The following is a 25,613-nucleotide window of genomic DNA, read 5'->3' on the forward strand; positions in this document are numbered from 1 at the left end:
GCCAAGCACGAACTCCCGGTGTTTCGTCCCATGGAGTTGTGGAGCATTGAAGCTATCAAGCAGATGGTGCAATGTGGACTGGGATTTTCCTTCTTGCCCAAGGTGACCGTAGAAAACGATATCGCCCGTGGCCGTCTACGGCTTGTCGACCACGAGGAAACGTTCGACCCTCTTTACAGTCATATGCTCGTTAAAAAGAAACAGTGGCGTTCTCCAGCGGCCAGTGCATTTGCGGAGCTGGTAACGGCCACGATTCCCTTATCATCGGAAGGAGTGGTGTAACGTGCCAAGCATCATGGTCTTGTACGGAAGCTCCAGACGGAACGGAAATACTGATTTGTTGGCAGACCGCGCGACGGAAGGGCTGGACGTTACCAGGATCTACCTGCAGGATTGGGACATCCAGCCGATCATTGACCAGCGCCATGAAGGGCATGGGTTTTCTCCTGTGGCCGATCACTACGAGACCCTGCTAGAGGATTTTTTAAATCATGACATCTATGTGTTCGCAACTCCGCTGTACTGGTTTGGGATGTCGGCCCCCCTTAAAGCATTTTTCGACCGATGGTCTCAGTATAAAGATGATCCCGCCTGGTCCTTTCAAGAACGTTTGAAAGGGAAAAACGTCTATGTGATTACGGCCGCCAATGATGAACCCGTCGAAGAAGTGTCCGCCCCGCTTCTCCAACAGTTCGAACTCATTTGCCGTTATATCGGCCTCCACTACGAGGGGGCCATCATCGGTCAGGGCAGCCGGCCCAAAGAGGTGTTAAACGACGTTAGGGCTTTAGACCAGGCGGATGAGCTCCAACAGAAATTCAAGAAGCTCCTTTCTCGCAAATAAAAACGAAAGAGCAAACCAATGTTAAACCAGGAAAGCCCTCTGGCCCCTAGACAAAAAAGCGACAAGGCATAAAAAAAGGAAGCAAACACCCTCACGGAAAGAGGCGTTTTTGCTTCCTTTTTATTTGGGAACTGCTGATAATCGTCATTATGTTAAATATATCGAAGGTACTTCGAGCGACATGATGACCCACATTGCGTATCAATCAAAAATCCAAGTCCTGGATCGGACTTGGATTTTTGATCCTCCTTCCAACGAGGAAAACTGTCGTATATGCTTCGTGGGAATCCATTAACTCATAGCCCGAAGAAACAGAACAGCGCCGATGCCCGCAGCCGCCATCATCAGCCACAGGATCCGTCGAAGGCCCTCATCCTCCCCTGGTGGCCAGTGCACATTTATGACCATCAAGACCATGCCGATAACGATACACCCTAAAAACCCGATGCCTATACGTATCCTCCTTTGATGCTTCGCCTGCCATGCTAACACGGCGGGCAGACGGATCGCATCGGAAGCCTTCGATCGTTCGTCCAAGATACTTGTCCGGATCGTTATCCTGATAACACAAAACGAGGACGCTTCAGGAGCATCCTCGTTTGGCTTATCTATCCATCATAGAACAAGGTCCGGAGGCATCGGAACAATGGCTATGTACCTATCGTAGCATGAAACCTTCTTAGGCAAAAAGAAAACGAAGGGGATGGAATCAGGTCCCCGTCGTTTTCTTTAGCAACATCTTTTTAAGGGGGATACCCCATGAGTGATCAGGGCATCCAATATATTTATTCCCGGAGCATGGTTCTCACCAAACCCCTTTTCATCCTGGAATCATCCATCCATGTTCTCATCGGTTCTCTTGGGAAAGCTTACGCTTGGAACGAACAAGCCTGTTATTGTATTTCCTATGGATTCTATTCGTCATTAAAGTTTATTTTTATATACCTTGGGAAATAGGACTATTGATGTTTCTTCGGAACATCTCCCTTAATCGTAATGCTTACTATTTTTTGTCCATTCCACGAGCGTCTCTCGATCCTCGAGCAGACGCTCGTGGTCTATGTTTAGGTGTTTTGCTACTTGGGAAGACGTATATTGTACGATCGTGTTTCATCTCTTTTTGGAGATGCGATGCCATGACTTTCAACGGCTTTCATGCCAAAGCCCTCCGCGTTCGCTTGCGGAGGGCTTTGGTTTGTTCTTATGGAAGAGCGTTGATATAAAACAACTGTACGATAGAGAAAAGGATAAGTTGAAAATTTTGGATTCTTCTTATTTAACAGGTAGACTGGCCTCATAGAGTATGTACTCTATAGAGGGGAATCATGGCAATTTCAAGTGGCTGATGCAAGCCTCTGACAACAAGGCAGGCAGCAGCCGGGCTGCGTTCCCCATCGCAGCCTCCGGTCTTTCCCTGCGGATGCAGGGGAAGGCTTTTCTTGTGACTCAGTGTTCCCAAAGCTGCCCCAGAGACATTTTCAATTGAGCAATTCCCTGGAAACCAAACCATCAGCAAACCACAGAGCAATATTATATTCCGTTGTAATATAAATTATAAATTGTCATCGAACGATCAACAAAGGACGGTGTGGATCCTGAGGGCCTTTTGACGAAACAACCGCCTCATGCAGAACCAGATTTTCGAAACCTCCGGTAACTGTTGGAGGTTTCTTTTTTGTATTTTGTTGTGATTTTTTTAATTCATCCCAATGATGAACAATCCCAGCAAAGATGATTAGGATTCCTGGTTGTTGTTCTTTGGGGCTCGTTCGAGGACTTTGATCACTTTTCTGTATTCGCGGCCGGTGTCTTCGATGTCTTCCCGAAACACGTTCATCACCACGACCGACCGTTTGCCTTTTTTCGTTGGCACTTGAACAATATCTCCCGGTTGGATCGGTTCTTCGCGCAGCCGTTTCGGAATGTTCCAGTGATACAGTTGGTTCGTGTTTAATACCAGGGCGCCGTTGTCGTCCCGGCGGAAAATGTGATAGGCGGCAATCGTATTGTTCGTTTTCATGATGCTTTCTTCCCTTCGTTGGTTATTCAATCATTAGGTAACTTATCGGTTCCATCGTTATTCTTTATCCAGCCGATGATAAAACAGGTTGCTGGTCAAGACCCTGCTTCATGGGCTTCGGTCTTGATACACGTTTAGCTCGTTTGGAGAACGATGGTGGTTTCCGTTAAAGACATGCCTGGCGTTTTTGATGACTTTCATCATATGCTCCGATGGGTAGCTGTATTGACCGATGATCAACAACGACCAGGGCTTGATCTTCTGATGAATCATCTGGAGCGTGGCGACCATCTTGGTCCAACGACCACAGCAACATCCAGACCAGGGATTCGCGAGATGGAAGCGGAAAAACCTGACCGTTGTTGATCCCCAAGCGAGCAACAACAGAAGCACTCCAACGTCATCAATAAGGAGAAAAAGGAACAGGTCATCAACGCATGGCGTGTACAACCATAGCACCAACAGCATGCGAAACCGTCGCATGCTTGTTTCACTTGGAGGATGATTTTTGCGCCCGAAACCCCGTTGATGGTGAACGGGGATTACGTGCGCCGTTGGTTTCAACATGGAACATGTGTTGTTCCAAAAATGAATGGTAGCTGATTCATTTTTGGACCTTAGGCCTGCAAAACAAGCCTTTTAAACTGTCTCACAAGTGTCACAGGAAGGCCTATATGCCTCAAATCCGTCACAGCACTGTCTCACAGGTGTCACAAAACGCATTTTTGACGTACCCACGAAACGTCCGGCACTGCCGGACACCCCAGCTCGTCTGGGGTCATTTTTCCCTTATGCTCTTTTCTGATTTTTATCTTTTGCAGGGGGGCTGTTTTAAAGTGAGCTTGTTTCGTGACAGGTAGGGTGTTGTATTTTTGCTGTTTCCCTGTTGAGTTTTTGTTGAGATAACGGATAAGAACATCGGCCGAAAGGAATTCACACGAATCCATTGTTCGTCGAACAACACTGAGTATACGTACGTCATGTGGTTATTTTTTCATCCATCATCGACCTCGGTTTTATAAAAAACAGCAAGCATACTTTCCGTGAAACCAAGCATCGGTTGATTCGTCATGCGATGTCCTATCCAGCCATTCCGTGCTTCTTGATGAAGCGTATCTTCACTTTTTTGTCTGCTGTTTGTTGAAGAACCATCCGGCAATTGGATTGCTTTGTCCTGCATTCCTTCCTCCTCCTTACGAGGTGAATGTTCATCACTATGATCGATCCCAGCGCTTGTTTTTCGCGTCATCTTTGCGCTGTTTTTGATGCGCAATGCGATCATTCACTTCTTCCCTGTCCGTCGTTAACGTAGGCGATTCATAATCACTGGTCGTCATCATATGAGGAATATCACTGTAAATCATCAAGCCGTTCGATACTTCCAGAATGACCTGCGAATGACGGTCGGTATTGTTCACGCCTCGTTGTAACCGTTGAAAATGATCATGCATTTCCTGTTCTACTTTCTGGTGCATGTGGTCCATAATCTTGGTTGTGGTATCGCTGACTTGTTGATTGATTTCGTTTTGATGCTTATGTTCTAAAAGGATTTCCTCGATCGTTTTCGATCGTGTTTTTTGGTTTCGCTGCTCTTGTAATTGCTGCACATATTCGGCTGCTTCCGGTGACAACCGGAGACGGGATTGGATGCTTGGCATACGTAGACCTCCTCTACTAATGGGGAATGGTTCGTTGCTTGTTTTTGAACGTCGAAGGGCTCCCAATCGATACGCCTTCGGCCCAGGTTATCGAATGACGATTGGCTTACTTGCTGCTCTTTCTGGATGTTAGCTTTTGCAGGGCAGGTGTTCCAGAGAAGCCTGTTTCATGACAGAAGAGCGGTCGAATCATGAGCCTTTTGCCGTTCCATCCTGGGCACCTAACCGCACTCATGATGCTTCCATTCGTTGATCATGAGACCGATTTTTATGACCACTCGGAAGTACCGGTGCCTGAAAACAATGATCATTCGCACGCATCTTTCCATGAACCATCAAGGGCTCCGACATGCCATGGGTGATCGACCGTTACCCTTTTTCCTGTGTGGGATCCAACTCCTCACTCATGCTTTCCAGCCATTCGTTTTGTCGTTGCATTTGATCGCTGAACCGATGGAGCGCTTCGGTGTTTTTTTCGATTAACGTTTTGTACGCTTTGTCGGTTTCGTTTAGTTCTTTTTGCATCACATAGTTTTCGATCAATTCTTTCAGATACTGTTGCCGGGAAAGCCCACGTTTTTTGGCTCGTTCGTCGATTGTTTGGACCACGATGGGGCTTAATTCCCGCACTTTAATGTCCATGATTTATCCTCCTTTGGTGTAACAAAATAATGCTTATTCATGACAGCACCCCCGCAACATCAAAATCGTTGCAAGAGCATAAGGGAAAAATGATATCACTTCGTTCTATCCCCGGCAGTGCCGGGGTTTTCGTCTGGGTACACCAAAATGGCTGTTGTTCACCGATTTGTGAACACCTTGTTCACGGATTGGTGAACAAATCGGGGGCTTGTTCACGCTTTTGTGAACAGCCCATGCTCGTTCTTCAACAGGTACTTGGGCAAAAATGAAGCCGAAGCTGTTCCATGGGGAACCAACAAGCGTACGTCTACGTCGTTCAACACGCACGGTGAATCGGGCATCAAAACGATTCCATGGACGAACAACGATGTCACGTTGTCCAGTCCTTGTTGCCTCTCCAACCAATGCTTATGTTTGTTTCTATTCCCATGTTTCTTCCGCAGCCATCCAATACAATCGAAGGGTTTTTATCGTTTGTTTCGTTGCAACCAGAACACCAGAAGATGGTCCCATTCCTCCCTCGAACAGGCCCATCGTTTGTGCCAAACCATCCGCTGATACGTACCATGACATGGTCTCTTGTTGCACGAAAGAAGCTTATTCGCTAGCTTCTTTCCTCCCATCGAACACCGGAAACGTTTAAAGGCTCTCACAAGCCTCAGAATCCCTGTTTGTTGATTCGTCTTATTCCGAGTCCTAATAACCGAAAAAAATGCTCGGAGGATGGCTGTATGGGCTCCAGGGCTTCCTCATGAATCAACATGGTTACGTTGTCTCTTCGCGAAACCATTTCCAGAGTTTCGGGATCTTGTTCGCTTTGTGGGAGGAAAAGACATAGTGGGTAAACGGCTGCTTGGTTTCCGGATCCTTATAGGTCTTCATCTCATACGTCTCCGTGGGATCGGTGACCACGACTTCGGCGGCCCACTGAGCCTGTTTTTTCCCCTTGGATCGACGATCATTCACGGTAATACCTGGAACCTGGCCCTCATTCACGATCAAATACTGCGTCATGCCATCGGAAGCTGCCTCGACCTTGACGCTAAAACCGATAGCCGTTAATTCTTTTTCCAACTGTTTCACACTTCGATTGATCTTGGAGATGGTTCCTGTCATCGACTTCTCCCTCCTTCCTGGGTTTATCAGTTATCCTGCAGCCAATTATAGTTCAGCGGATGGTCAGCTGGTAAATGCGGATACGGCTGGTCAATCATGTCTCGTTTCAGGCGGTGCTTATGTAAGGTATTGTCCAGGCATGTTCGCAGATACGCTTCGTAATGACGAACCGATTCTTCTTTGTTAGCAATTTCATCCTTAACTCGTTGAATCACTTCTGGTGATAATCCTTCCTCCATATATTCATTTTCGATTTCTTGCGTTTCTCGATAGCTTAATCGAATATTGTTAACGTCCTTGTTAACAAATTCAGTATTATTTAATTTATTATTATTTAGTTCAGTATTATTTAACGGTCGTTTTGGATGTTCTTTCACGTCTATTTCGTCGGTATTAGAACCGCCGTTTGGAAGGTTCTGAATTTGGCGGTTATTTAAGCTTTTATTAACGGTTGAACTACTGTCATTATCAGTACCGCCATTTGGGAGGTCCTTGGTCGTTTTTTTATATTTATTGCCATCTTGGCTCCAGTCGCTCATTAAACGATAAATACCAGGAGTAATTTTATAGTAATTTTTTCTAGGTAAACCACGACTCACTTTTTCAATGAGTTCTAATTTCACTAGTTTGTTAATTGCTCTTAGTGCCGCTTTTTCTTTGAGTGTAGTATTACGCTCGATATTTTCATATGTGCAATAGAAAAACCCGTCTTCGGTGAGCTCTTCGCGTTCACTCCAGTATTTATATAAACTAACTAACTCTGAATAAACTACAGCTTCATTAAGTCCAATTTCATGTGCTAATTTTTTATTTACTACAATACTTCCGTCTGCTCTAAGAAAATCCAAAATATCCATTAAAAAAACTCCCATCATTAATTTGATTGAGAGTCTCCCTGAATAAGGTATGTGAAAAGACAAACGTGCAAATAATAAACCTGTCCCCTTGCAAATAATATAGGAATTAGGTAAACTACTTACAAATCATATTCTTTTCTGCCCGCCAGCAGAGAAACTCTAAAGCAGTCAGTGCGTCAACACTGGCTGCTTTTTCCGTGTATTAGACTTATCTTAACTCAATGAAAAATTATAAGCAATAATGCTTGGAACAGTTTTCCTTGTACGCTAATTTTAATCCAAATCTTATTTGAGAAACTATTTTTCTAATTTCATATTACCTTATTCTTTAAGCAAGCTATTCCTATCCACCGAAAAGTCTAACCCAAAAGCTTTTCTTTTTAGTCTCTTCTTCTTTATTTTTAATTTCTTCTTTGAACTCCTCTAATTCATTTTTCTCTTTTTCTTCTTCTAATAACTTTTGTTCTTGTTGATGATTTAATTGTTCTTGAATATTATCCATTTTTTCTAACAACATATTTTCACGTTTTTCAGATGCTAATTGTTGTTCGTAAATAAAGTTTTTAAGTTCAAAGATTTCTTCTCTCATGGATTCAAATTTTTCATAAGGTACTAAACCATGCTCACCTTCAGATGTTTTTTCAGAAGAAATATCTTCAACGTTAACAATAGAATCGATAGCTTCTTCTAAAGTGTTATCAGGATGATTTTTCTTTTGAATAATTTCTTTAAATAAATTCACATCGTCTTGGCTGAATACTAAATAACCTACTGGATCACGATGAAAATAATATCCTCGCTTTTCAATGAGCTTAAAATATTTACGCACCGTAGTTTCCTTTAAACCTAGTTCTTCTGCTAAATCACTCAGTCTATACTGTAATTCCATGTAACACATATCCCTTCGTGTGTTATATAAATATCTGTGTAGAGTATAGCACATATATGATATAGAGTAATATGTGTTCTATAAACGTTTGTATACATCGTGAATTTGTATTATTGATCGGCTAATCCTGAAGAATTATTTAATTTTAACCTTTTATGTAAAATATATAATGTTATGCACTTTATAAAGGTTGTTAGTATTAGTAACATGAGTTTCATAACATTATATATAAAGTATACTGAGGGGAATACTGTTGTCATGTAACGCATTATGACTTCCGATAAGGGCCGTTATGCTTATAAATGACCACCGTGATTGGAGGTGTTCTCCAATCACGGTGGTCCAAAAATGTAGAACCGATTATGAAAGATTTGACAATCAATTTTTTTAAGTTAAATTTAATACAAACTGGTCGGTATTAAAAAGGGAGATGTGAATATGCGAAGTTTGGAAAAAAAGGATCTCATTTTTCAAGCAGCTGTGAATGTCATTGCAGAACAAGGCTTGGACCATTTTTCAATGAACCGCGTTTGTCAGGAAGCAAACATTAGCAAGGGAGGATTCGTTTATCATTTTCCTTCAAAAGAAGATCTTATACGTGAATTGAACGACTATATCATCCGAGTTACACGGGATACTATTGCAGAGGAGCAACAGAAAGGAAAATCATACACGAAGTCTTATATTGATGCCTGTTTACGTCATTATGAACGAAATGAAATGAAAGCCTACTCAGCTCTTTTGCATTATTACTCGACCGAGGAACTACAAAGCGCCTGGGGGATATTCTATACAGATATTCAAAGACATTTGTTTCGGGAAAACTCTTCTTCAATGGCCCGTCTCGTAGTTCTAGCTACAGATGGTCTATGGTTGCCGGGAGCCAATTATTCGATAAATCAATTGAAAGAAACATTTGATTTTCTGCAGCAGGAGTATGATCAACGAAAGCAGGATTTATAACACGGCTTATATAGCGAAAAGGTTTAGTAAAATGATATTCGTTCACAGAAGGGAAAGGGATGGGATTGAGCTTGCTAGATATGCTATGGGTTTATTTTCTCGTTTTTGTTTTTGCGGCGCTGCCATTTTTGGAAGCGTACGGCGTCATTGCCGCGGTTATTTTAGCCGGGTTATCATTCGTACCGAGCCTATTGGTTGGAATTCTCGGAAACATTTTCACGGTACTGTTGCTTCTCGTGTTCCTTAATCACTTCAACGAATGGAGAGCCAAGAGAAGAGAACGGAAAGGAAAAATGGCACGATCCAATAAACGCTCATTACGAGCGCAGCGACTATGGGACAAATATGGAATGCCCGGTTTGTCCATGGTAGGGCCAATGGTTGTCGGCAGCCATTTGACAGCTTTGATGTGTGTAACCTTAGGAGGGAAGCGAAAACCGGTGTTTTACTGGATGAGTGCAAGTATTACGATCTGGAGCACCGTTTTTGCAGTATTAGCATCTCTGGGCGTGGATAATTTTACCTCGGGCGATGATATGTGGATCGATCAATGGATAGAATGATGCCTCGTCGCGCATCAAAAATATCAAGCGTTTATTCACGTCAACAATTAGTCAAAAAATATGGATGAAACTCACTCAGGCATCTCAGCTTCGGAAGGAGCTGAGATGCCCATTTTGTTGTGAGAAGCTTCTAATAATCGCGATTATGTTAAGGAAGCATCAGGCGCCGTTTGGCACATTGGTGCTTCCTTCCTGTCGTCATTCTATTAATGGTTTTTTTATGCTTTAAGCGCCGTTAACTTAAGGGTGCGCGAGGTGGCATCGTGCACCATATCAAGCAGTTCGGGATTGTCCTCAAGGGATTCGCCGTAGGACGGAATGATTTCCTTCAGCTTTGGCTCCCACGCCTCGAGGTGGTCGGGGAAGCATTTGTTCAGCACTTCAAGCATAATCGACACAGACACCGAAGCGCCTGGCGATTCACCGAGAAGAGCCGCCATCGTGCGGTCCTCGGCATGAATCAGCTTGGTGCCAAACTGCAGGGCGCCCCGGCCGCCTTCCTCGGTATCCTCAATCAGCTGCACGCGCTGGCCGGCGACGAGAAGCTCCCAGTCCTCACTGGACGCATCCGGCACAAAGTTGCGCAACTCCTCCATCCGGTGTTCCTTGGTCATGCTCAGCTGCTGGGCGAGATACTTGAGCAGCGGGGTATTCTTTGCGCCGGCTGCAAGCATCGTCAGCACGTTTGTCGGCTTGACCGAGCCAAACAGGTCCATCGGCGATCCCTGCTTCAAAAACTTGGGCGTAAATCCGGCGAACGGGCCGTACAGAAGCGTATCCCTGCCTTCGATATGACGCCGGTCCAGATGCGGCACCGTCATCGGCGGCGTGCCCTCCGGTTCTTTGCCGTACACCTTGGAATGATGCTTTTGAACAACCTCGGGATTATCACAGACAAGGAATTCGCCGCTGATCGGAAATCCGCCGATGTGCTTGCTTTCGGGAATCCCGGTTTTCTGCAGCAGCGGCAGGGCCCCGCCGCCGGCGCCGATAAAGGCGAAGGAAGCCGTATGTTCCTCGAGCGTTTCCTGTTGGTGGTTTCGGACCTTCACCTCCCACGTGTCGTCTGGTCGCTGGGCAATATCGTCGACGGAATGATTGTAGCGGATCTCGACATTATTTTGCTTCTCCAGGTTGGCAAGCATCTGGCGCGTGAGTTCCCCGAAATTGATATCGGTTCCGTGGTCGACCTTCGTGGCTGCGATCGGCTCGTCGGAGTCACGTCCCTCCATCATTAACGGAATCCACTGCCTGATTTGCTCGGGGTCGTCGGAAAACTCCATCCCCTGAAACTGGGGATGGCCGTCGAGGGCCTCGAACCGTTTCTTCAGAAAGTTTACGTGATCCTGGCCGTACACAAAGCTGATGTGGGGCAGGGGACGGATAAACTCTTCCGGGTTTTGAAGGTCGCCCTGGTCCACCAAATGCGCCCAGAGCTGTCGTGAAATCTGAAACTGTTCATTAATTTCGACCGCCCGGCCGGTTTTAAGAGAGCCGTCCGGCTGCTCGGGGGTGTAGTTCAGCTCACAAAGTGCCGCGTGCCCGGTGCCGGCGTTGTTCCATTCATTCGAGCTCTCCTGTCCTGCAGAATCGAGCTTTTCGAAAATGGTAATGCGCCACTCCGGCTCCAGCTTTTGCAGAAGCGTGGCGAGCGTCGCACTCACGATGCCGGCGCCGATCAGAATGATGTCGGTCGTTGTGTCATGATTACGCATCGTTTTCCTCCTTTGGATGATGCAACAAGTTGAGTTTATACAGAAAATAAACCTGTCATGCGTCTGTGACGCTGATTTTGCAGATGTTTATCTTGCGAAGGATTGGCAGACCTAATCCCTCTTTTAATGATTGTGATTGGCTTTCCGCTGAACCATGGCAATGAAGGCAGAAACGCATGGTAGATCGTCTACACGTTTCGATGTTTCATCCCTTGAGACAGCACATGCTCCACATTGATGAGGTGTCTGCTCATGGCCTCAGCAGCCAATTCGTTCTGGTGGTTTTCGATGGCATGAAAGATTTGTTGATGTTCGTCAATCAGGTGTTGAGAGGATCGTTGTTCGAAAAACAACCATACTTTTCTGGTTTCATACATGGTTTTTTGCAAGGTATCGGAAAGCCGACTCATCATTTGTTGGAGAAGGTAATTTCCGGAGGCTTCGGCAATGGCTAGATGGAAACGAACATCGCCCTGTTCGCCGAGACCCCCCGAACCGTTGGACGCCTGCGTCATTTGTTCCAGCGCGTCCCGCATCTGTTCCAGGTGACCGTCTGTCCGTCGAAGTGCAGCCAGTTCGGCAGCTCCTTTCTCCAGCACATGACGGACTTCAAACAGTTCTTTCATGGTTTGCGTCGAAAGAAGGGTAGGGCTGTTCATCATTTCTGTGATGGTGGAAGCATCGTATTGGTTCACAAAGGTGCCTTCTCCCTGACGAATCGTGATAATGCCGACGGCTCGTAATGCACTTAACGCTTCCCGAACGGCGGAATGGCTTACATCGAACTGTTCCGAAAGCGCAATGACGGAATCCAGTTTGTCCCCGGGTTGTACTTCTCCACGTCTGATCATGTCTTCAATTTTTTCTCGAACCACTTCAGCGATTTTTTTCGTTTCAATACGTTCGATAGGCATTAATGGCTTCTCCTCTCGTGGATGCTGGGATCGCTCTACGTTCTTGATCGTTTGTGCGTCAGCGTTGGTCTCGCTGCCCTGCTTTAGGCAAAGCATAAAAACGATAACTATTTTATTTTCTATAGATATGGTCATCAGATGAGGAGCATGAATTCATTGTATCATCAGTAGAAACCGCTTTCAATTATCAAGCTGTTTTTGAACAAAGAACTAGAAAAAGCATCTTTTGGTCACAAAACATATTGCAAATATGAATGTAAGCGATTACTATATGGAATATGGTCATCTGATGACCATATTACCCCTATCCTTGATGAGCGGTAAGAGCGAAAGCATCATGATATCAAAGAGGAGGAAATCAAATGTTAATGATCGTGGCCTTAAGCGCTGTGATTGTACCATTTCTGTTGTTGGTCCTGCTGCGAATGCCGGCAATTAAAGGGATGTCTATCAGTGCCGTTGTTGTCATTCTATTAGCGATAACCGTGTGGGGAATGGAAAGCCAAGTGATTGCTTCGTCGATCCTCCAGGGTGTACATAAAACCTTGACCATTTTATTCATTTTGTTTGGAGCTCTGGTTCTTTTGAATACCCTCCGGAACACGGGGGCAGTGAATCGCATTAATCAGGGGTTCCAGAGTATTTCTCAGGATATGAGGGTCCAATTGATCTTTGTCGCCTTTTTGTTCGGATCGTTAATTGAAGGGGCGGCAGGGTTTGGTACCCCGGCGATGGTGACGGCGCCGTTAATGCTCGCGCTAGGTTTTAAGCCCTTGGCGGCGGTGGCGACAGCGCTCATTGCTGACAGTACTGCCGTCGCCTTCGGAGCGGTAGGAACGCCCGTGTTGGTCGGCTTAAGCACTTTGCCCGAAGCGGATGCTGCCTTTTATCAGGATGTCGGTTTTACGGTCACCCTCATTGATTTATTCGCGGGCATGTTCATTCCTTTTATCCTAATGCTCGTTCTGACGTTGTTCTTTGGTAAAGGAAAGGGTATCAAGGACGCTATGGTGATGCTTCCCTGGACCCTGCTTATTGGGATCACGTATAACGGATCCGCATTAGTATATGCATATTTGTTTGGCCCGGAGTTTGTAGCGATTCTTGGTTCGTTAACGGGACTGGTGGTGGCCGCGGTGACTGCTAAAAAAGGATGGTTGCTCCCAACGTCCACATGGACCGATGCTATGCAGGAGGATTTCAAGATAAGTCACGAACGATCCGAGATGGGATTAATCCGGGCGTGGCTTCCGTATATCATTGTTGTTCTCTTATTGCTTCTCACCCGTATTGTTCCTTGGTTTCAGAAATTCACCCAGACCGCCATTGATTTAACCTGGACGAATATTTTGGGGGTGGAAGGGGTCACGTCGGAGTGGGAGCTACTTTATTCTCCCGGCACCGTCCTCACGGTCGCGGCCATCTTGGCCGTCGTCGTTCAGCGAAAATCGCTGGGCCACTTTGGTCGGGCAGCCACACAATCGTTATCGACGATTAAAATTACCGCTGTGACCCTGGCAGCCACGCTTGCCATGGTTCATGTGTTCAGTAATTCCGGGATGAATGCGAGCGATTTGATGAGTATGCCGGAGTACATTGCGCAGGGGATGGCAGCCGTCTTCGGCCCGATGTGGATCTTTGCTGCTCCGTTTCTCGGGGAGCTAGGGTCTTTTATCACCGGAAGCGCTACCGTTTCCACGCTTACGTTCTCCCCGATTCAGTATAATATCGCAGAGGCCACGGGCGCGAATGTCCACGTGGTGCTTGCTGCCCAGCTAGTGGGAGCCGGCGCGGGAAATATGATTTGTGTGCATAACGTAGTTGCTGCAAGTGCTGTTGTAGGAATGCAGGGAGAGGAAGGAAACGTTATCCGAAAAACCTTGGGACCGGCACTCCTGTACGGGATCCTGGTGGGTATTGGTGGATTCATTTTGATGAACATTTTATAAAACGACCAATGGGTTGAAGTTGGTATTAGTGTCCAACTTCAACCCATTCATTATCTCCTAATACATCTTAAAATAAAGAAAATCATGCTTCGGAGGTGGTTCCGGATCATTCTTAAAAACATAAAAGCACGGCTAGCCGATGTCCCAACACAGAATTTCTTTAGGGGAGAATTGTGGTTTTTTACTTTCTAAGGAACAAATCAGGATCCATGGCGTTCGCCGGGAACAAAGGCGTGCGGAACATATAAACAATCTCCTACAGATTCGGATCCTTATTTCCTATCATCCAATGGTCAATTACGGGAGAAAATCGTTAAACGTTACATCGAGTAGGGGGGATGAATGTTGTTTACATTTGATGCTTCGATGACGCTGCAGTCATTTTTTGACGCAAACAAATAGCTGTTTGAACAAATGCTCCTGGCGGAGGCGGTAGAGATTCGCTCGGATATCCGTCTCATCTTGCAAAAGGCCCAGATTGATCTTCTTTACAGTGCTCAGCAGGTTCTTGCCTATACGTGTGAAGGAGAGCGAGAACGCTTGCGTGCTTTTGCCCACCAAGAAGAAAAGGCGGGGGCTGTAGTTACCATAGATCTTTCGTTCCAGCTCGAATGGGTACACGCTTTGCGTCGCACAGCCTGGATCTTTAACGATGGGGACGCTCCAACAGGCGTTACAGGAGTATCTTCACGAGTGTTAATTCACAAAAATACAAGGGACAAAACCATGTAGAAAACGACGAATGAAAAAACCAGCGACGGCTTCTTGAAAGCCGTCGCTAGTGGTTTCACCATTATTCTCCAGATTGATCTTTTTTCATTTTCAGTTCCAATTTTTCGAGTTGCCGTTGGGCAAAGCCGCGGCCACCAACCCCGAAAGAAATGGCAAAAGCCACGGCTAATCCGCCCAAAATCAGCAGGAAGGCCATGTTCACGATCATGGAAGCGAACTGCAGCTGATCAAAGATCATGAAACCGGCGACGACCCAAATCACATACTTGGCAATGAGCCCAGAGCCAGTACTATTGGTGGTACGCTGGATAAGCGACGCAGCAAAATGGCCACCGACGACAGCAAGCGCTAAAATGATCAGGGCGCTGAAAACGAGCGGCAGATACCCAAGAATGGTGTTTCCAATTTGGTTGAGCACCTCGAATTGCAGAGTGTTAAAAGCCTCGATCACGAAGAACAACAGGATAAGGACCCGAACCGTTTGACTAATGACATTGGCAGCATCCACCTGACTGGCTGTTGAAGATGCAGTGCCAACATATTTTTGGTATAGCGAATTTACGCCTGCATTTTTTAACAAGCTGTACAACAAATCCACGACGACTTTGGCAATCAAATACCCGATCGCAAGCAGAATGATGGCAACGGCAATGGTAGGAATTGCCGCGAGAATCATGTTCAGCATGTTCGATACCGGAGCGGAAACCGCTTCAATTTGCAGAGCATCAATACCGGTCGTTATAATGGGCAGTAAGATGAGCACGAACAAAATATTTGCCAGCAACTTGGACAGAGAGACCCCGTCCTCCGCATCTTCCGACTGTTTCATCATGCGCCGGAAACGTTGATCAATGCGAAGGCTGTCCAATAAGCCTGCGACGAGGTCGCGAACAAACCGGGCAACGAAATAGCCGACCACAATGATAATGGTGGCTGCCAAGATGTTGGGAAGGAAGCCAAGAAGTTTATCCATCATGTTGGAAATAGGCTCGGAAACGGAAGCCATGCCAAGCGCATCTAGAATACCCGGTAAAAACAAGATAAATACTAGATAATAGACAGCTTTACCGATGGAAGCGGCTGGACCTTCCTTTTTTGAGGCTCGTTCGTCACTTGTTGAGGAAAGTTTTCGCTCCAATCCTGATTTTTGGACAAGTTTACGTACGATGGCACTGACGAGTTTGGCGACCACCCAGGCCACAATAAGTAATAAAAGGGCGGCGATAATACCTGGGACGGCATTGGCGATCTGGTTCAAGAAACTGGACAATGAATCCTGCCATGCGTTCATACAACATTCCTCCTTAAAATGAATCAAACTAGTTATATACTGGTAGTGGTTACCAGTATATAACTATATATTAACGGATCAATCATTCATTAAACTTTATTTGCGCTCTTAAGTGTATGTCGATAAAAAAGACCTGTCATGAGATAGGGAGAAAGCCAAAGAATTTGAAAGACCATTTAACAATAACCATAGGTAGAAAGAGGATTGATGATGAGAAATACAGAGCGCGAGCAACAGTTGCTTCAATTATTTGAAAGGAATCCAGACGAGTGGGAACCATCGATGCCGGGAGATTTAAGGGCTTTTTATAATCTTTTTGTTTCCGGAAGAATAACGTTTGAGGAAATCAAGCGAGTGAGTCAAGGAGTGGTATACGTACGCCCACGACGCGTCCATAGAAAGGAGGGAGGTGTTTTTTCAAAATGGGAAGATCGTCAGTGATTATAGAGGAGAGCATTATAGCAAGTAGAATTTGGTTTAGTAGGTTTGGATAGAAAACAAAGTCGATTAGTGTTCTTTGATTAGAAAATTTCAGATACCATAATTATAAATAATAACAAATAGCTTTTACAATAGCAGGGCAAATAATAGAGTATATTGGAACCGTCAATAATTTTGTGTAAACGGCTGTCCTCTTCCAGCCGGGAAGTTAACCCTGCGGTTGAAACATATCTTCCAATTGATGTTGGGCCTGGGCGAAGCCCAGGTGACAGCGGGTGGAAAACTTTTGATTGTAGGCATCGAACCGGCTGACCAAAAACCGTTCGATGGATGCTTCATTCGGAAACTGTTCTTTGCGTTTGACGTATTTTTTCAACTGCTTGTTGAACGATTCGATGAGATTGGTGGAATACAGGCTCCGCCAGATGGCGGGCGGAAAATCATAAAAGGTGAGTAACGTGGGGTGCTCGTTGAGCACCCGGCGGACCGATGGGTACCGGGAAGACCATGCAGCGATAAACGTCTCGAGGGCCCCGGCCGCTTCCTCCCGGCTGTTGGCCCGGTACACGGTTTTGAAATCGGCACAGACCGCCGCACGATCCTGCACCCGGACTTTGCGGGCAAGCGTGCGGGAGACATGCACACAGCACGTCTGATGCCGGGCACTCGGATACACGGCGTGGATCGCATCGCTCATGCCGGCCAGTCCATCAGAAACGACCAGGAGTATTTCGTCGAGGCCGCGGACCTGAAGGTCCTCGAGGAGTTCCTGCCAGTTGCCCGCCGATTCAGTCGGAGCCAGCAGGTACCCCAGGACTTCTTTGGAGCCGTCTTCCTGGATCCCGACCGCGATATACACGGCTTCTTTGGCCACCGTGTCCCGTTTTAAGGCGATAAACGTGGCGTCCAGATAGATGCAGGCATAGCGCTTCGCCAGTGGCCGGCGTCGAAACGCCTCCACTTCGGCTTCCATCGTCTGGGTCATGTTGGAAATGGTCTGCGGCGTATAATGATGGCCGTACATGCGTTCCAGGAGATCGGCGATCTCCGCGGTCGTGACGCCCTTGTGGTACATATGCATCACAAATGCTTCCAGCGTGTCATTCGTCCGTTTGTACGGCGCCACGGTCTGTTGGTGAAAATCGCCGTTCCGGTCCCGGGGATGGCCAGCGCCAGCTCTCCAAATTCGGTTTTTAGGGTGCGTTCGTACGTGCCGTTGCGGGAATTGCCGGAACCAATACCGGCGGGATCGTATTTCTCGTAATCCAGAAAGGATGTTAGTTCGGTTTGAAGCAGCTGGTTGACGGCCTGTTCCAGATGAGATCGGAAGATCTCGTTGATATCCTGATGTTGGACTAGAGCGTGAGCAATATCTGTAGTAAAATCATTCATAGGGAAGTCCTCTTTTCTGTGAATGTGGTCGGCTAACTTCATTCTACTAGAAAAGGACTTCCTTTTTTCGTCTTCGTTCGTTTACACAAAATATTTTACGCTCTCAGTATATTACCACCCTATCAAAAAGTACACTTTTTGATACATATAAAGACCATGGTCAAATCCATGGTTTTTTCCTTTCAAAACATCTAGAAATCGGTTTTGACATGTATCATAATGAACAAGGAGGTTATGGATGGTTTTTAGCCGTCATTTCTTCATTCATTTCCAAAAAGGGAGTACATAACTATGGAGTATCGGAATTACGGATACATACGCGTCAGCAGCAAAGATCAAAATGAAAGCCGGCAATTAGCTTCGATGCGAGAAGCTGGAATCTTGGAACGGGATATTTTTATTGACCGGGCCAGTGGCAAAAACTTTCAGCGAGACCAGTACCAGCTGTTGAAACGCATCCTGCGGAAAGGGGATGTGCTGTACATTCATTCGCTGGATCGATTCGGCCGGAACAAGGAAGAGATTCTTCAGGAATGGAACGAAATCACGAAAACGATTCAGTGTGATATTGTGGTGCTGGATATGCCATTATTAAATACCAAAGAGCAGGACGATACGATGAAAACGTTTATTGTCGACCTGGTGCTGCAGATTCTCTCATGGATGGCGGAAGAAGAACGGACGCGGATCCGCACCCGGCAGCGCGAAGGTATCGATGCCGCTCAGGGCCAAGGCGTGAAGTTTGGCCGACCAGAAACGCCGATCACGGAAGCGTTTGAAGAAGCTTATTGGGAATGGAAAGCTGGAGAAATTAAGGCCGTGGATGCCATGCGACGCTTACATTTATCGAACAGTACCTTTTATCGATTAGTGAAACGATATGAAAATATAAGGTGATTTAATTTATAATTACAGTCCGTGAAATTATATTATGAATGAGGAGTAAAATAATGAAACCTAAAATCCAAGACGTGGCCAAAGCAGCCGGAGTTTCCCCGACAACGGTCTCTCGCGTGCTCAACAATCGGGGATATATTAGCCAATCGACCAAAGATAAAGTATATGATGCTATGGAAACGATTAATTATATCCCGAATGATCTCGCACGCTCTCTATACAATCAAAAAACGAATTTGATAGGCGTTATTGTTCCCTCGACCAGCAACCCGTTTTATGGGGAACTCGTGGCTGAAATTGAACATGCCTGCAATACCAAGGGGTACAAAGTGCTGCTCTGTAATAGCCTGCACGAGGCCAATAAAGAGCAGGAATATTGGGATATGCTCCAGCGAAACCAAGTAGATGGCGTTATTGTCGTCACTTATAACCGGGGATTAGTTCCTAAAAATCACTCTGCTCCGGCTGTAGCCATCGACCACTATATCTCTAGCCATATGCATGTCGTTAGCTCGGATAATTATAAGGGAGGAGAGGCAGCCACGCAGGAACTATTATCCCAAGGGTGCCAGAAACCTATACATATTAATGGACCTTTAACACTGGATACCCCTGCTAATTTAAGACGGCAAGCTTATGAAGACGTGATGTGCAAAAATCATAAGGAACCCATGACCTACGAAATACCAGACGTGGCCTATTTGAATATCAATATGGAGACCATTAAAAGAATATTCCAAGACCACCCGGACGTTGACGGCATTTTTGCGAGTGATGATTTACTCGCTATTAAAGTAATCCAATATGCAACCAGCCTTGGCTACAGTATTCCTAACGATTTAAAAGTCGTGGGGTATGACGGCACGGACCTCATTCAAACCATTTATCCAGAATTGACTACGATTGTTCAACCGATTGCTGCCATCGCAGAAACTGCCCTTGCTGTACTGGAAAAACAAATGCAGCATGAAAACCAACCAGAAAAAGAAAACGTGCTTCCTATCCAGGTTAAAAAAGGACATACCACGTAAGCCTTCTACCAGTGAACGTCTTCACTGGTTTTTTTATTTTGATATGTCAACCGGTTGACATATCATGAAAAATATAAGATGATGCTAATAATCATTATTTGTTATCGCTTTCAAAAAAAGAAATTAACTAAGAAAGGATGGTTATTGTATGTACTATCAAGAACCGTTCCGCCAGCAACTGCACTATTCCCCAAGAAAAAACTGGATGAACGATCCTAATGGTTTAGTCTATTTCGAGGGAGAATATCATTTATTTTATCAATACAACCCTTATGGGAACGACCACGCCCATATGCATTGGGGGCACGCGATTAGTCAGGATCTCACTCACTGGAAAGAACTACCTGTCGCTTTAGAACCAGACGAACTTGGCACTATTTTTTCCGGAGGAGCTGTCGTCGATATGGGGAACAGCAGTGGGTTGTTTCAACAAGAATCTGGAGGAATGGTAGCCATCTATACGCAGGATGGTGCTACTCAACAGCAAAGCATCGCATACAGCGAGGATCACGGACGTACATGGAAAAAATACAAACATAACCCTGTGATTGAGAATCAAACCATCAAGGACTTTCGGGATCCCAAAGTGTTTTGGCATGAAGAGACCCAAAAGTGGATAATGTCCTTGGCATGCGGCGATCACATTCAATTCTATCATTCCCCCAATCTCATTGACTGGACGTACCAATCTTCCTTTGGCCAAGAGTATGGTTCCCACGTGGGCGTATGGGAATGCCCGGACCTTTTTCCTTTAACCGTGGAATCGACTGCCACGCAACAATGGGTCCTTATCGTGAGCATTAACGACGGGGGCCCTAACGGCGGCTCTGCCGTCCAATATTTCACCGGCGATTTTGATGGGGTCCAATTTCACGCGAATGAAACACCAACGGAGGCCATCAAATGGGCAGACGAAGGCACCGATTTTTACGCTGCTGTTTCATGGGAAAACACCGCATCCAGATACTGGATCGGATGGATGAACAACTGGCAATACGCAGGGAAGGTTCCCGTTTCTCCTTGGCGCAGTTCGATGAGCATGGTCCGTCGGCTCTATCTTCAACAAGTGAACGAAGCATATGTATTAAAACAGACTCCTATTTTACCTAATGATTTATGGGACGAACAGAACCACATGGTCGGGAGCCAGAGGTTGGTGCCAACCAACGATATTGCCGCTTTCGATATAAGCCCGCTCTCGGACATTCAATTGACTGTGGGAGAAAAGAATAGCAGTACTGGTTGGGGGATGCATTTCATTAGTGACTTGGAAGAGAGATTTACCGTGGAATTTGATGAATCCAAGAATACCTACACGGTGCACCGGACGGAGGGCATGACCGACTTTTCCCCTCACTTCCCAGGCGAACACACTGGTTCTCTGCATCAATGGAAGGTCGAAAAAGTTCATTGCCTGCTCGATCATGCATCCATCGAATTGTTTATCAATGACGGCCTGAGTGTTTCGACGACCTTACTCTTTCCGAAGGGCTCACTCTCTCGTTTGGAAGTCTTCTCCAAAGACCAACCACTTGTGTTAGACAACGTAAATATTATCGACCGTGTGTCCATATGGAACGATCAGCACACGCCGGTAAACTAATAGCAGGTACCGTTAAGGGAAAAGGCTCTATTCTTCTTTCCATCTCATCTAAAGGAGTGTGCAACGCATGAATACGTTCCAAAACAGCAAGTATTGGTTTTCATCGGGGTATCTGTTTCTATTTTTCGTGACTTGGTCGATCTGGTGGTCCTTTTATGCGATATGGCTCAACAATTCATTGGGCCTATCCGGTGCTCAGGTTGGCAATATTTATTCGTTTAATTCATTTTTTGCCCTCTTGTTTATGATCGGCTATGGGCTGCTTCAGGATAAACTGGGAACCAAGAAAAACCTGGTGTGGTTCCAGAGTATATTATTGGTCGGCATCGCCCCCTTTGTCATCTATGTCTATGAACCGTTACTATTATCATCGTTTTACCTGGGAGCTGTATTAGGGGCTATTTATCTAGGCGCTGGGTTTGTGGCAGGGGCCGGGTTTTTAGAATCGTACACCGAAAAGTTGAGCCGGAAATACGATTTTGAGTTCGGAAAATCCCGTATGTGGGGATCATTAGGCTATGCGGTCGCTGCGCTCGGAGCCGGAGCCCTGATGAGCATCAATCCTCACATCAATTTTTGGCTGGCTTCGGCGGCTGGCGTGTTATTTTTAGCATTGAATCTTTTCTTTAAGGTCGACATTTCGACCAAGGAACAAAAACAAACCACAAATATTTCAAAGAAAGATCTTCGATTCTTATTTACCAATAAAGTCTTTTGGTTCTTGTTAATTTATTTGTTTGGAACCGTTTGCATTTATACCGTGTACGATCAGCAGCTGTTTCCGGTGTACTTTGTGGAGCTATTTGCTAATCAAGACCAGGGAAACACTATTTACGGATTTTTAAATTCAGCCCAGGTCTTTGTCGAAGCCATGTTTCTCTTTTTAGCTCCATTTATTGTTAACAAAATAGGGATCAAACGCTCCCTCGTCCTAGCCGGAAGTATTATGGCCTTCCGCATTCTTGGCTCGGCCACCGTTACCAGTGGCGTTGGAATTTCGTTCATGAAGATGCTCCATGCCGTCGAGCTTCCGTTGTTGCTGATCGCTGTATTTAAGTATATTACTGCCAATTTCGACGTACGACTTTCCGCTACCGTATATCTGGTCGGCTTTAAGGTCTCCAGCGAATTAGGCGTCATTCTATTTTCAGGGCTCGTGGGCTACGTCTATGATTTAACGAGCTATGAAACGACCTTCTACATTCTTGGGTCGGTGGTCACTGTCTTCGTCCTCTTCTCGTTTCTTACGCTTAACAACGACAACCAGGAGCCTCAATATATGGAAACGTATGAAACGGCTCCAGATAAAACTTAATCTATACAAATTATTGCGTTTACAAACAGGATATCCATTCCTGTGTGGTCATTTCTGATAGGTAATAAAAAAGAGATATCCTTATATCAATTTAAGGATATCTCTTTTTTTATTGATAACAACTACCCTGTTATAACGATATTTTATCATTTGTATCAGGCGACACTTCCCCAATAGAAAAGGCTGCGTGTAATACCTGAACAAAACCCCACGATTCATAAGTCTTCGACATTGATCGTCCCTCTGGCTAACTGCCTGTCGATGTCGGTCGATGCCGCAATTGTTTCTACGGTGTCTGATTCGTCCGCTTCTTCAATTCGTCGATGCATATTCTCGATCCAATACATCGCTCTTTTCGCATCGACTCCCATCATGGAGTAAGGTTCTTGCATAAGCATATGGACGTTGAAATACGCCCAATCAATCTCGTCATATTGGGTAATCATGAGAATCCTTGCATCATCTAAATCTAACGTTGTTTTTGTATTTAACGCATGCTGAATGCGATCAATGATAATATCTTCAATGCCTATAATGTTAATCGTAAAGCCTTCATAAGAAAGGTTTACTATCTTCTCCGGATCGCCTGTTAAAGTAGTTGAAGGAACTTCAATCGATACATTTAATTCATCATGGTAAAAGTCTTTGCCATAGGATCGAAACCCCAATTGGTCTAAAATCCGGCTAATTTGATGATGATTAGGGGCGACGAAATCGATATCTCTCGTGGTGTATTGCTCTCTAGAATAAAGTTCTACGGATAAACCGCCGACAACGATGGGCTGGATACCTGCTTCTTCTAAGTGCTTGGTGACCACGCCTGCCATTTTCATCATCGTATCGAACTTATTTTCCGGATCCAACTGAGCAAGATACAAACGGGAGTCCTGGATCGATGAGGAGGCAGCCATTACTTGTACCCTCTCTTGGCAAACCGTTGTAATAAATCTTGTTCGGTTTGCGTTCTTTCCCTTGTGCGTTCATTCGTCCATCCAGGCATATCGGTCGAACCCTGTTGTTTTTTTTCTTTGACGGTCGCAACCATCGATTGACGCTTCTCGATATTTGAATTAATTTGTTCGATGGTCATGTTTCGCATCAGATTTCCCCCTCTCAAGGGCTTATTTCCTTATGGTTATTTTATCATAAGCAATAAAACAAAGGTATAGAAGCACCTTTATTCCCATTATTATGGGGGGGTAGAAAATAAGGCTGTTGAAAACGCTCATGCCTCAGGAAAAGGATCCCTATTTTCCGATGACTCTCCGATGATGAAGGTAATGGAAAGCACTTGGCCTATCGCTATTAATGTTCCTACGCTTGGCATTGTCGATCCCGCTTCGATGCGTCGAATCGTGGACACCGACATTCCAATCTGTTGAGCCAGTGCCTGCTGGGTCCATTCTTGGGCTTTTCGCGCCTGTTTGATTTGAACGGCCAGGCGTCCTCGAGTTTTCGCCTCCAGAACGTTTTGTTCGCCAAAGAGATCTACATGCCGTTGTTCTGCTTCATGGCGTGCCATCGCTGCATCACGCTCCATTGTTAGGATTTTTTCTTTATTTAGCAAGGGCTCCATGAGTGGATCTTAAAGTCTTTTATCTTGTAGAGAATGACTATTAGTGGAACATAAAGATAACCCTGATCAAAAAACCTCTAAAGAAACGATCGATTTCCTAAGCAATTCCTTTTTATGATAAGGATTGAGTTAAACATTATCCATAATATTCCTTTTAAAATGATTTGCTACTATCATAGAAAAAAATGATTTTGAATATTTATGGAGGTGTTCGATGACCAGTACACAATCCGTTCTTTATATATACGGAATCCTTTTATTTATTTCATGGAATTTGATGCTTTTATTGGATCAAACACATTATACGGTAGAAGATAAGATTCAAGGTGTCCTATTTATCTGTACGGTGATACCAATCTTATTTACTCTTATCTATGTCTATCACAAGTATCGAATAGGACGAATGATCGTAGCATGGGCGTTGGGCGGTTTATTTTTCATCAACACAATATGTTTTTTTGTCGTTTCATAAAAATATATGTTAAAAATGATCTTTTTCGTATCCTTTTTGAGAGAAATACTCATGCCCATCTCGATCATCGTCCTACCTCCACGGCTACTAGACCATTGTTACTTTGCCAAAGTAAAACTTTTTCGCTATCGCCGACAGCCTGGAAACCGTGAGAGTCTATCAACTCCTTAATTCTCGAAACGGAACATCTTCCGTTTCTGCGATTATCGTTGACAGACTTCTATATCTTGAGCCATTTTAAGATTGGTAGACAATTCCAGAAATAACAAAATACAATGAACTTAGTAACTTTCAAATCACTGGTCATTGAAAGGAGAAATCTATGGCAAAAGCAACAGCAATTCGTATGCGTATAGGACAAGAAGAATCTGATGACGTAAGAGGAATTGATTCTATTAAAATTGAGGGACATCCTGATTTTAATGGATGGCAAAAAAGAGAAATCGTACACGATCATGTGAGTAAAGGTAACGTTATCTCTATAGATATTTCTCCTTATCCTAAATTAGAACCAGTCGGAACCGGTAAAGGAAAGTATGTAAGATCTACTCAGAATAGCACTCAAAAAGATAATTTATTGAAATTACCAAAGGAAAAGTAAACAAGCAAATGAATACAGAAGAAAGCAAGAGCAAGCAGTTTTGAACTGCTTGCTCTTCAGGCTGTCGAGAAAGTCTCCTTTCTCGACAGTTTTTTTGTAGGCAAGCGCCCCGAAGGGTCGTATACTAAAAAG

25 protein-coding genes and 1 pseudogene are annotated in these 25,613 nt (G+C 45.0%); 12 read left to right on the top strand and 14 right to left on the bottom strand.

Annotated elements, in window-relative coordinates:
• Both ACTRXH_RS15435 and ACTRXH_RS15440 read left to right on the top strand, forming a co-directional pair.
• Window positions 1-282: LysR substrate-binding domain-containing protein (locus ACTRXH_RS15435; protein WP_474282889.1), on the top strand; the 282-nt coding region annotated here is incomplete at its 5' end.
• A 1-nt stretch (window position 283) separates the two neighbouring features.
• A complete protein-coding gene (locus tag ACTRXH_RS15440) occupies window positions 284-844 on the top strand; it encodes a flavodoxin family protein (RefSeq protein WP_474282891.1) in 561 nt (186 codons plus the stop codon).
• A 1,735-nt stretch (window positions 845-2,579) separates the two neighbouring features.
• Here the strand turns inward: ACTRXH_RS15440 and ACTRXH_RS15445 are convergent.
• Entirely contained in the window at window positions 2,580-2,864 is a 285-nt protein-coding gene (locus ACTRXH_RS15445) for a DUF5839 family protein (protein WP_474282893.1), read from the bottom strand.
• A gap of 204 nt (window positions 2,865-3,068) precedes the next feature.
• Here ACTRXH_RS15445 and ACTRXH_RS15450 point away from each other — a divergent pair, with 204 nt between their 5' ends.
• On the top strand, window positions 3,069-3,230 hold the full coding sequence (locus ACTRXH_RS15450) for a hypothetical protein (RefSeq protein ID WP_474282895.1): 162 nt from the start codon (window positions 3,069-3,071) through the stop codon (window positions 3,228-3,230).
• A gap of 628 nt (window positions 3,231-3,858) precedes the next feature.
• On the opposite strand, the gene ACTRXH_RS15455 is transcribed toward ACTRXH_RS15450, so the two are convergent.
• The 6 genes from ACTRXH_RS15455 to ACTRXH_RS15480 form a co-directional block, all read right to left on the bottom strand.
• Entirely contained in the window at window positions 3,859-4,044 is a 186-nt protein-coding gene (locus ACTRXH_RS15455; RefSeq protein WP_474282897.1) for a hypothetical protein, read from the bottom strand.
• 34 nt (window positions 4,045-4,078) lie between these two features.
• A complete protein-coding gene (locus ACTRXH_RS15460; protein WP_474282899.1) occupies window positions 4,079-4,522 on the bottom strand; it encodes a hypothetical protein in 444 nt (147 codons plus the stop codon).
• Between the two features lie 369 nt (window positions 4,523-4,891).
• Window positions 4,892-5,164, bottom strand: coding sequence for a hypothetical protein (locus ACTRXH_RS15465; protein WP_474282901.1), 273 nt, complete (start codon window positions 5,162-5,164; stop codon window positions 4,892-4,894).
• Window positions 5,165-5,929: 765 nt separating this feature from the next.
• Window positions 5,930-6,280, bottom strand: coding sequence for a hypothetical protein (locus tag ACTRXH_RS15470; protein ID WP_474282903.1), 351 nt, complete (start codon window positions 6,278-6,280; stop codon window positions 5,930-5,932).
• Window positions 6,281-6,306: 26 nt separating this feature from the next.
• A complete protein-coding gene (locus ACTRXH_RS15475; protein ID WP_474282905.1) occupies window positions 6,307-7,137 on the bottom strand; it encodes a hypothetical protein in 831 nt (276 codons plus the stop codon).
• A 343-nt stretch (window positions 7,138-7,480) separates the two neighbouring features.
• Entirely contained in the window at window positions 7,481-8,026 is a 546-nt protein-coding gene (locus ACTRXH_RS15480; protein WP_474282907.1) for a MerR family transcriptional regulator, read from the bottom strand.
• A gap of 438 nt (window positions 8,027-8,464) precedes the next feature.
• Here ACTRXH_RS15480 and ACTRXH_RS15485 point away from each other — a divergent pair, with 438 nt between their 5' ends.
• Both ACTRXH_RS15485 and ACTRXH_RS15490 read left to right on the top strand, forming a co-directional pair.
• Window positions 8,465-8,989: a TetR/AcrR family transcriptional regulator gene (locus ACTRXH_RS15485; protein WP_474282909.1), complete on the top strand. Its 525-nt coding sequence runs from the start codon at window positions 8,465-8,467 to the stop codon at window positions 8,987-8,989.
• Window positions 8,990-9,048: 59 nt separating this feature from the next.
• Window positions 9,049-9,552 (top strand): small multi-drug export protein, encoded by a 504-nt coding sequence (locus ACTRXH_RS15490; RefSeq protein WP_474282911.1) that lies wholly within the window; start codon window positions 9,049-9,051, stop codon window positions 9,550-9,552.
• A 218-nt stretch (window positions 9,553-9,770) separates the two neighbouring features.
• Here ACTRXH_RS15490 and mqo read toward each other — a convergent pair whose 3' ends face one another.
• Together mqo and ACTRXH_RS15500 are read right to left on the bottom strand one after the other, a co-directional pair.
• Window positions 9,771-11,285, bottom strand: coding sequence for a malate dehydrogenase (quinone) (mqo, locus tag ACTRXH_RS15495; RefSeq protein WP_474282937.1), 1,515 nt, complete (start codon window positions 11,283-11,285; stop codon window positions 9,771-9,773).
• Window positions 11,286-11,455: 170 nt separating this feature from the next.
• Window positions 11,456-12,181, bottom strand: a complete 726-nt coding sequence (locus ACTRXH_RS15500) for a FadR/GntR family transcriptional regulator (RefSeq protein ID WP_474282913.1) — start codon at window positions 12,179-12,181, stop codon at window positions 11,456-11,458.
• A 362-nt stretch (window positions 12,182-12,543) separates the two neighbouring features.
• Here ACTRXH_RS15500 and ACTRXH_RS15505 point away from each other — a divergent pair, with 362 nt between their 5' ends.
• Window positions 12,544-14,130 (top strand): L-lactate permease, encoded by a 1,587-nt coding sequence (locus ACTRXH_RS15505; RefSeq protein WP_474282915.1) that lies wholly within the window; start codon window positions 12,544-12,546, stop codon window positions 14,128-14,130.
• A 414-nt stretch (window positions 14,131-14,544) separates the two neighbouring features.
• On the top strand, window positions 14,545-14,862 hold the full coding sequence (locus tag ACTRXH_RS15510; RefSeq protein ID WP_474282917.1) for a hypothetical protein: 318 nt from the start codon (window positions 14,545-14,547) through the stop codon (window positions 14,860-14,862).
• A 61-nt stretch (window positions 14,863-14,923) separates the two neighbouring features.
• Here ACTRXH_RS15510 and ACTRXH_RS15515 read toward each other — a convergent pair whose 3' ends face one another.
• Both ACTRXH_RS15515 and ACTRXH_RS15520 read right to left on the bottom strand, forming a co-directional pair.
• Window positions 14,924-16,153: a mechanosensitive ion channel gene (locus tag ACTRXH_RS15515; RefSeq protein WP_474282919.1), complete on the bottom strand. Its 1,230-nt coding sequence runs from the start codon at window positions 16,151-16,153 to the stop codon at window positions 14,924-14,926.
• Between the two features lie 649 nt (window positions 16,154-16,802).
• Window positions 16,803-17,986 (bottom strand): annotated as a pseudogene (locus ACTRXH_RS15520) (IS256 family transposase).
• 291 nt (window positions 17,987-18,277) lie between these two features.
• On the opposite strand from ACTRXH_RS15520, the gene ACTRXH_RS15525 reads away from it, so the two are divergent.
• From ACTRXH_RS15525 to ACTRXH_RS15540, 4 genes are all read left to right on the top strand, one after another.
• Window positions 18,278-18,883 (top strand): recombinase family protein, encoded by a 606-nt coding sequence (locus ACTRXH_RS15525; RefSeq protein ID WP_474282921.1) that lies wholly within the window; start codon window positions 18,278-18,280, stop codon window positions 18,881-18,883.
• Window positions 18,884-18,936: 53 nt separating this feature from the next.
• Entirely contained in the window at window positions 18,937-19,914 is a 978-nt protein-coding gene (locus tag ACTRXH_RS15530) for a LacI family DNA-binding transcriptional regulator (protein WP_474282923.1), read from the top strand.
• A gap of 148 nt (window positions 19,915-20,062) precedes the next feature.
• Complete coding sequence (locus ACTRXH_RS15535) at window positions 20,063-21,517, top strand: glycoside hydrolase family 32 protein (RefSeq protein ID WP_474282925.1); 1,455 nt, start codon at window positions 20,063-20,065, stop codon at window positions 21,515-21,517.
• Window positions 21,518-21,584: 67 nt separating this feature from the next.
• Window positions 21,585-22,832: an oligosaccharide MFS transporter gene (locus tag ACTRXH_RS15540; protein ID WP_474282927.1), complete on the top strand. Its 1,248-nt coding sequence runs from the start codon at window positions 21,585-21,587 to the stop codon at window positions 22,830-22,832.
• 215 nt (window positions 22,833-23,047) lie between these two features.
• On the opposite strand, the gene ACTRXH_RS15545 is transcribed toward ACTRXH_RS15540, so the two are convergent.
• The 3 genes from ACTRXH_RS15545 to ACTRXH_RS15555 all read right to left on the bottom strand — a co-directional run bounded on the left by ACTRXH_RS15545 (window position 23,048) and on the right by ACTRXH_RS15555 (window position 24,408).
• Window positions 23,048-23,743, bottom strand: coding sequence for a nucleotidyltransferase (locus tag ACTRXH_RS15545; RefSeq protein ID WP_474282929.1), 696 nt, complete (start codon window positions 23,741-23,743; stop codon window positions 23,048-23,050).
• Complete coding sequence (locus tag ACTRXH_RS15550) at window positions 23,743-23,931, bottom strand: hypothetical protein (RefSeq protein ID WP_474282931.1); 189 nt, start codon at window positions 23,929-23,931, stop codon at window positions 23,743-23,745. The genes ACTRXH_RS15545 and ACTRXH_RS15550 overlap by 1 nt, the downstream gene beginning before the upstream one ends.
• A 126-nt stretch (window positions 23,932-24,057) precedes the next feature.
• Window positions 24,058-24,408, bottom strand: coding sequence for a helix-turn-helix domain-containing protein (locus ACTRXH_RS15555; RefSeq protein WP_474282933.1), 351 nt, complete (start codon window positions 24,406-24,408; stop codon window positions 24,058-24,060).
• 794 nt (window positions 24,409-25,202) lie between these two features.
• Here ACTRXH_RS15555 and ACTRXH_RS15560 point away from each other — a divergent pair.
• Complete coding sequence (locus tag ACTRXH_RS15560) at window positions 25,203-25,481, top strand: hypothetical protein (RefSeq protein WP_474282935.1); 279 nt, start codon at window positions 25,203-25,205, stop codon at window positions 25,479-25,481.
• Window positions 25,482-25,613: the final 132 nt, after the last annotated feature.

Source organism: Marinococcus sp. LNHM5E3-2.1 (genome assembly GCF_056034365.1).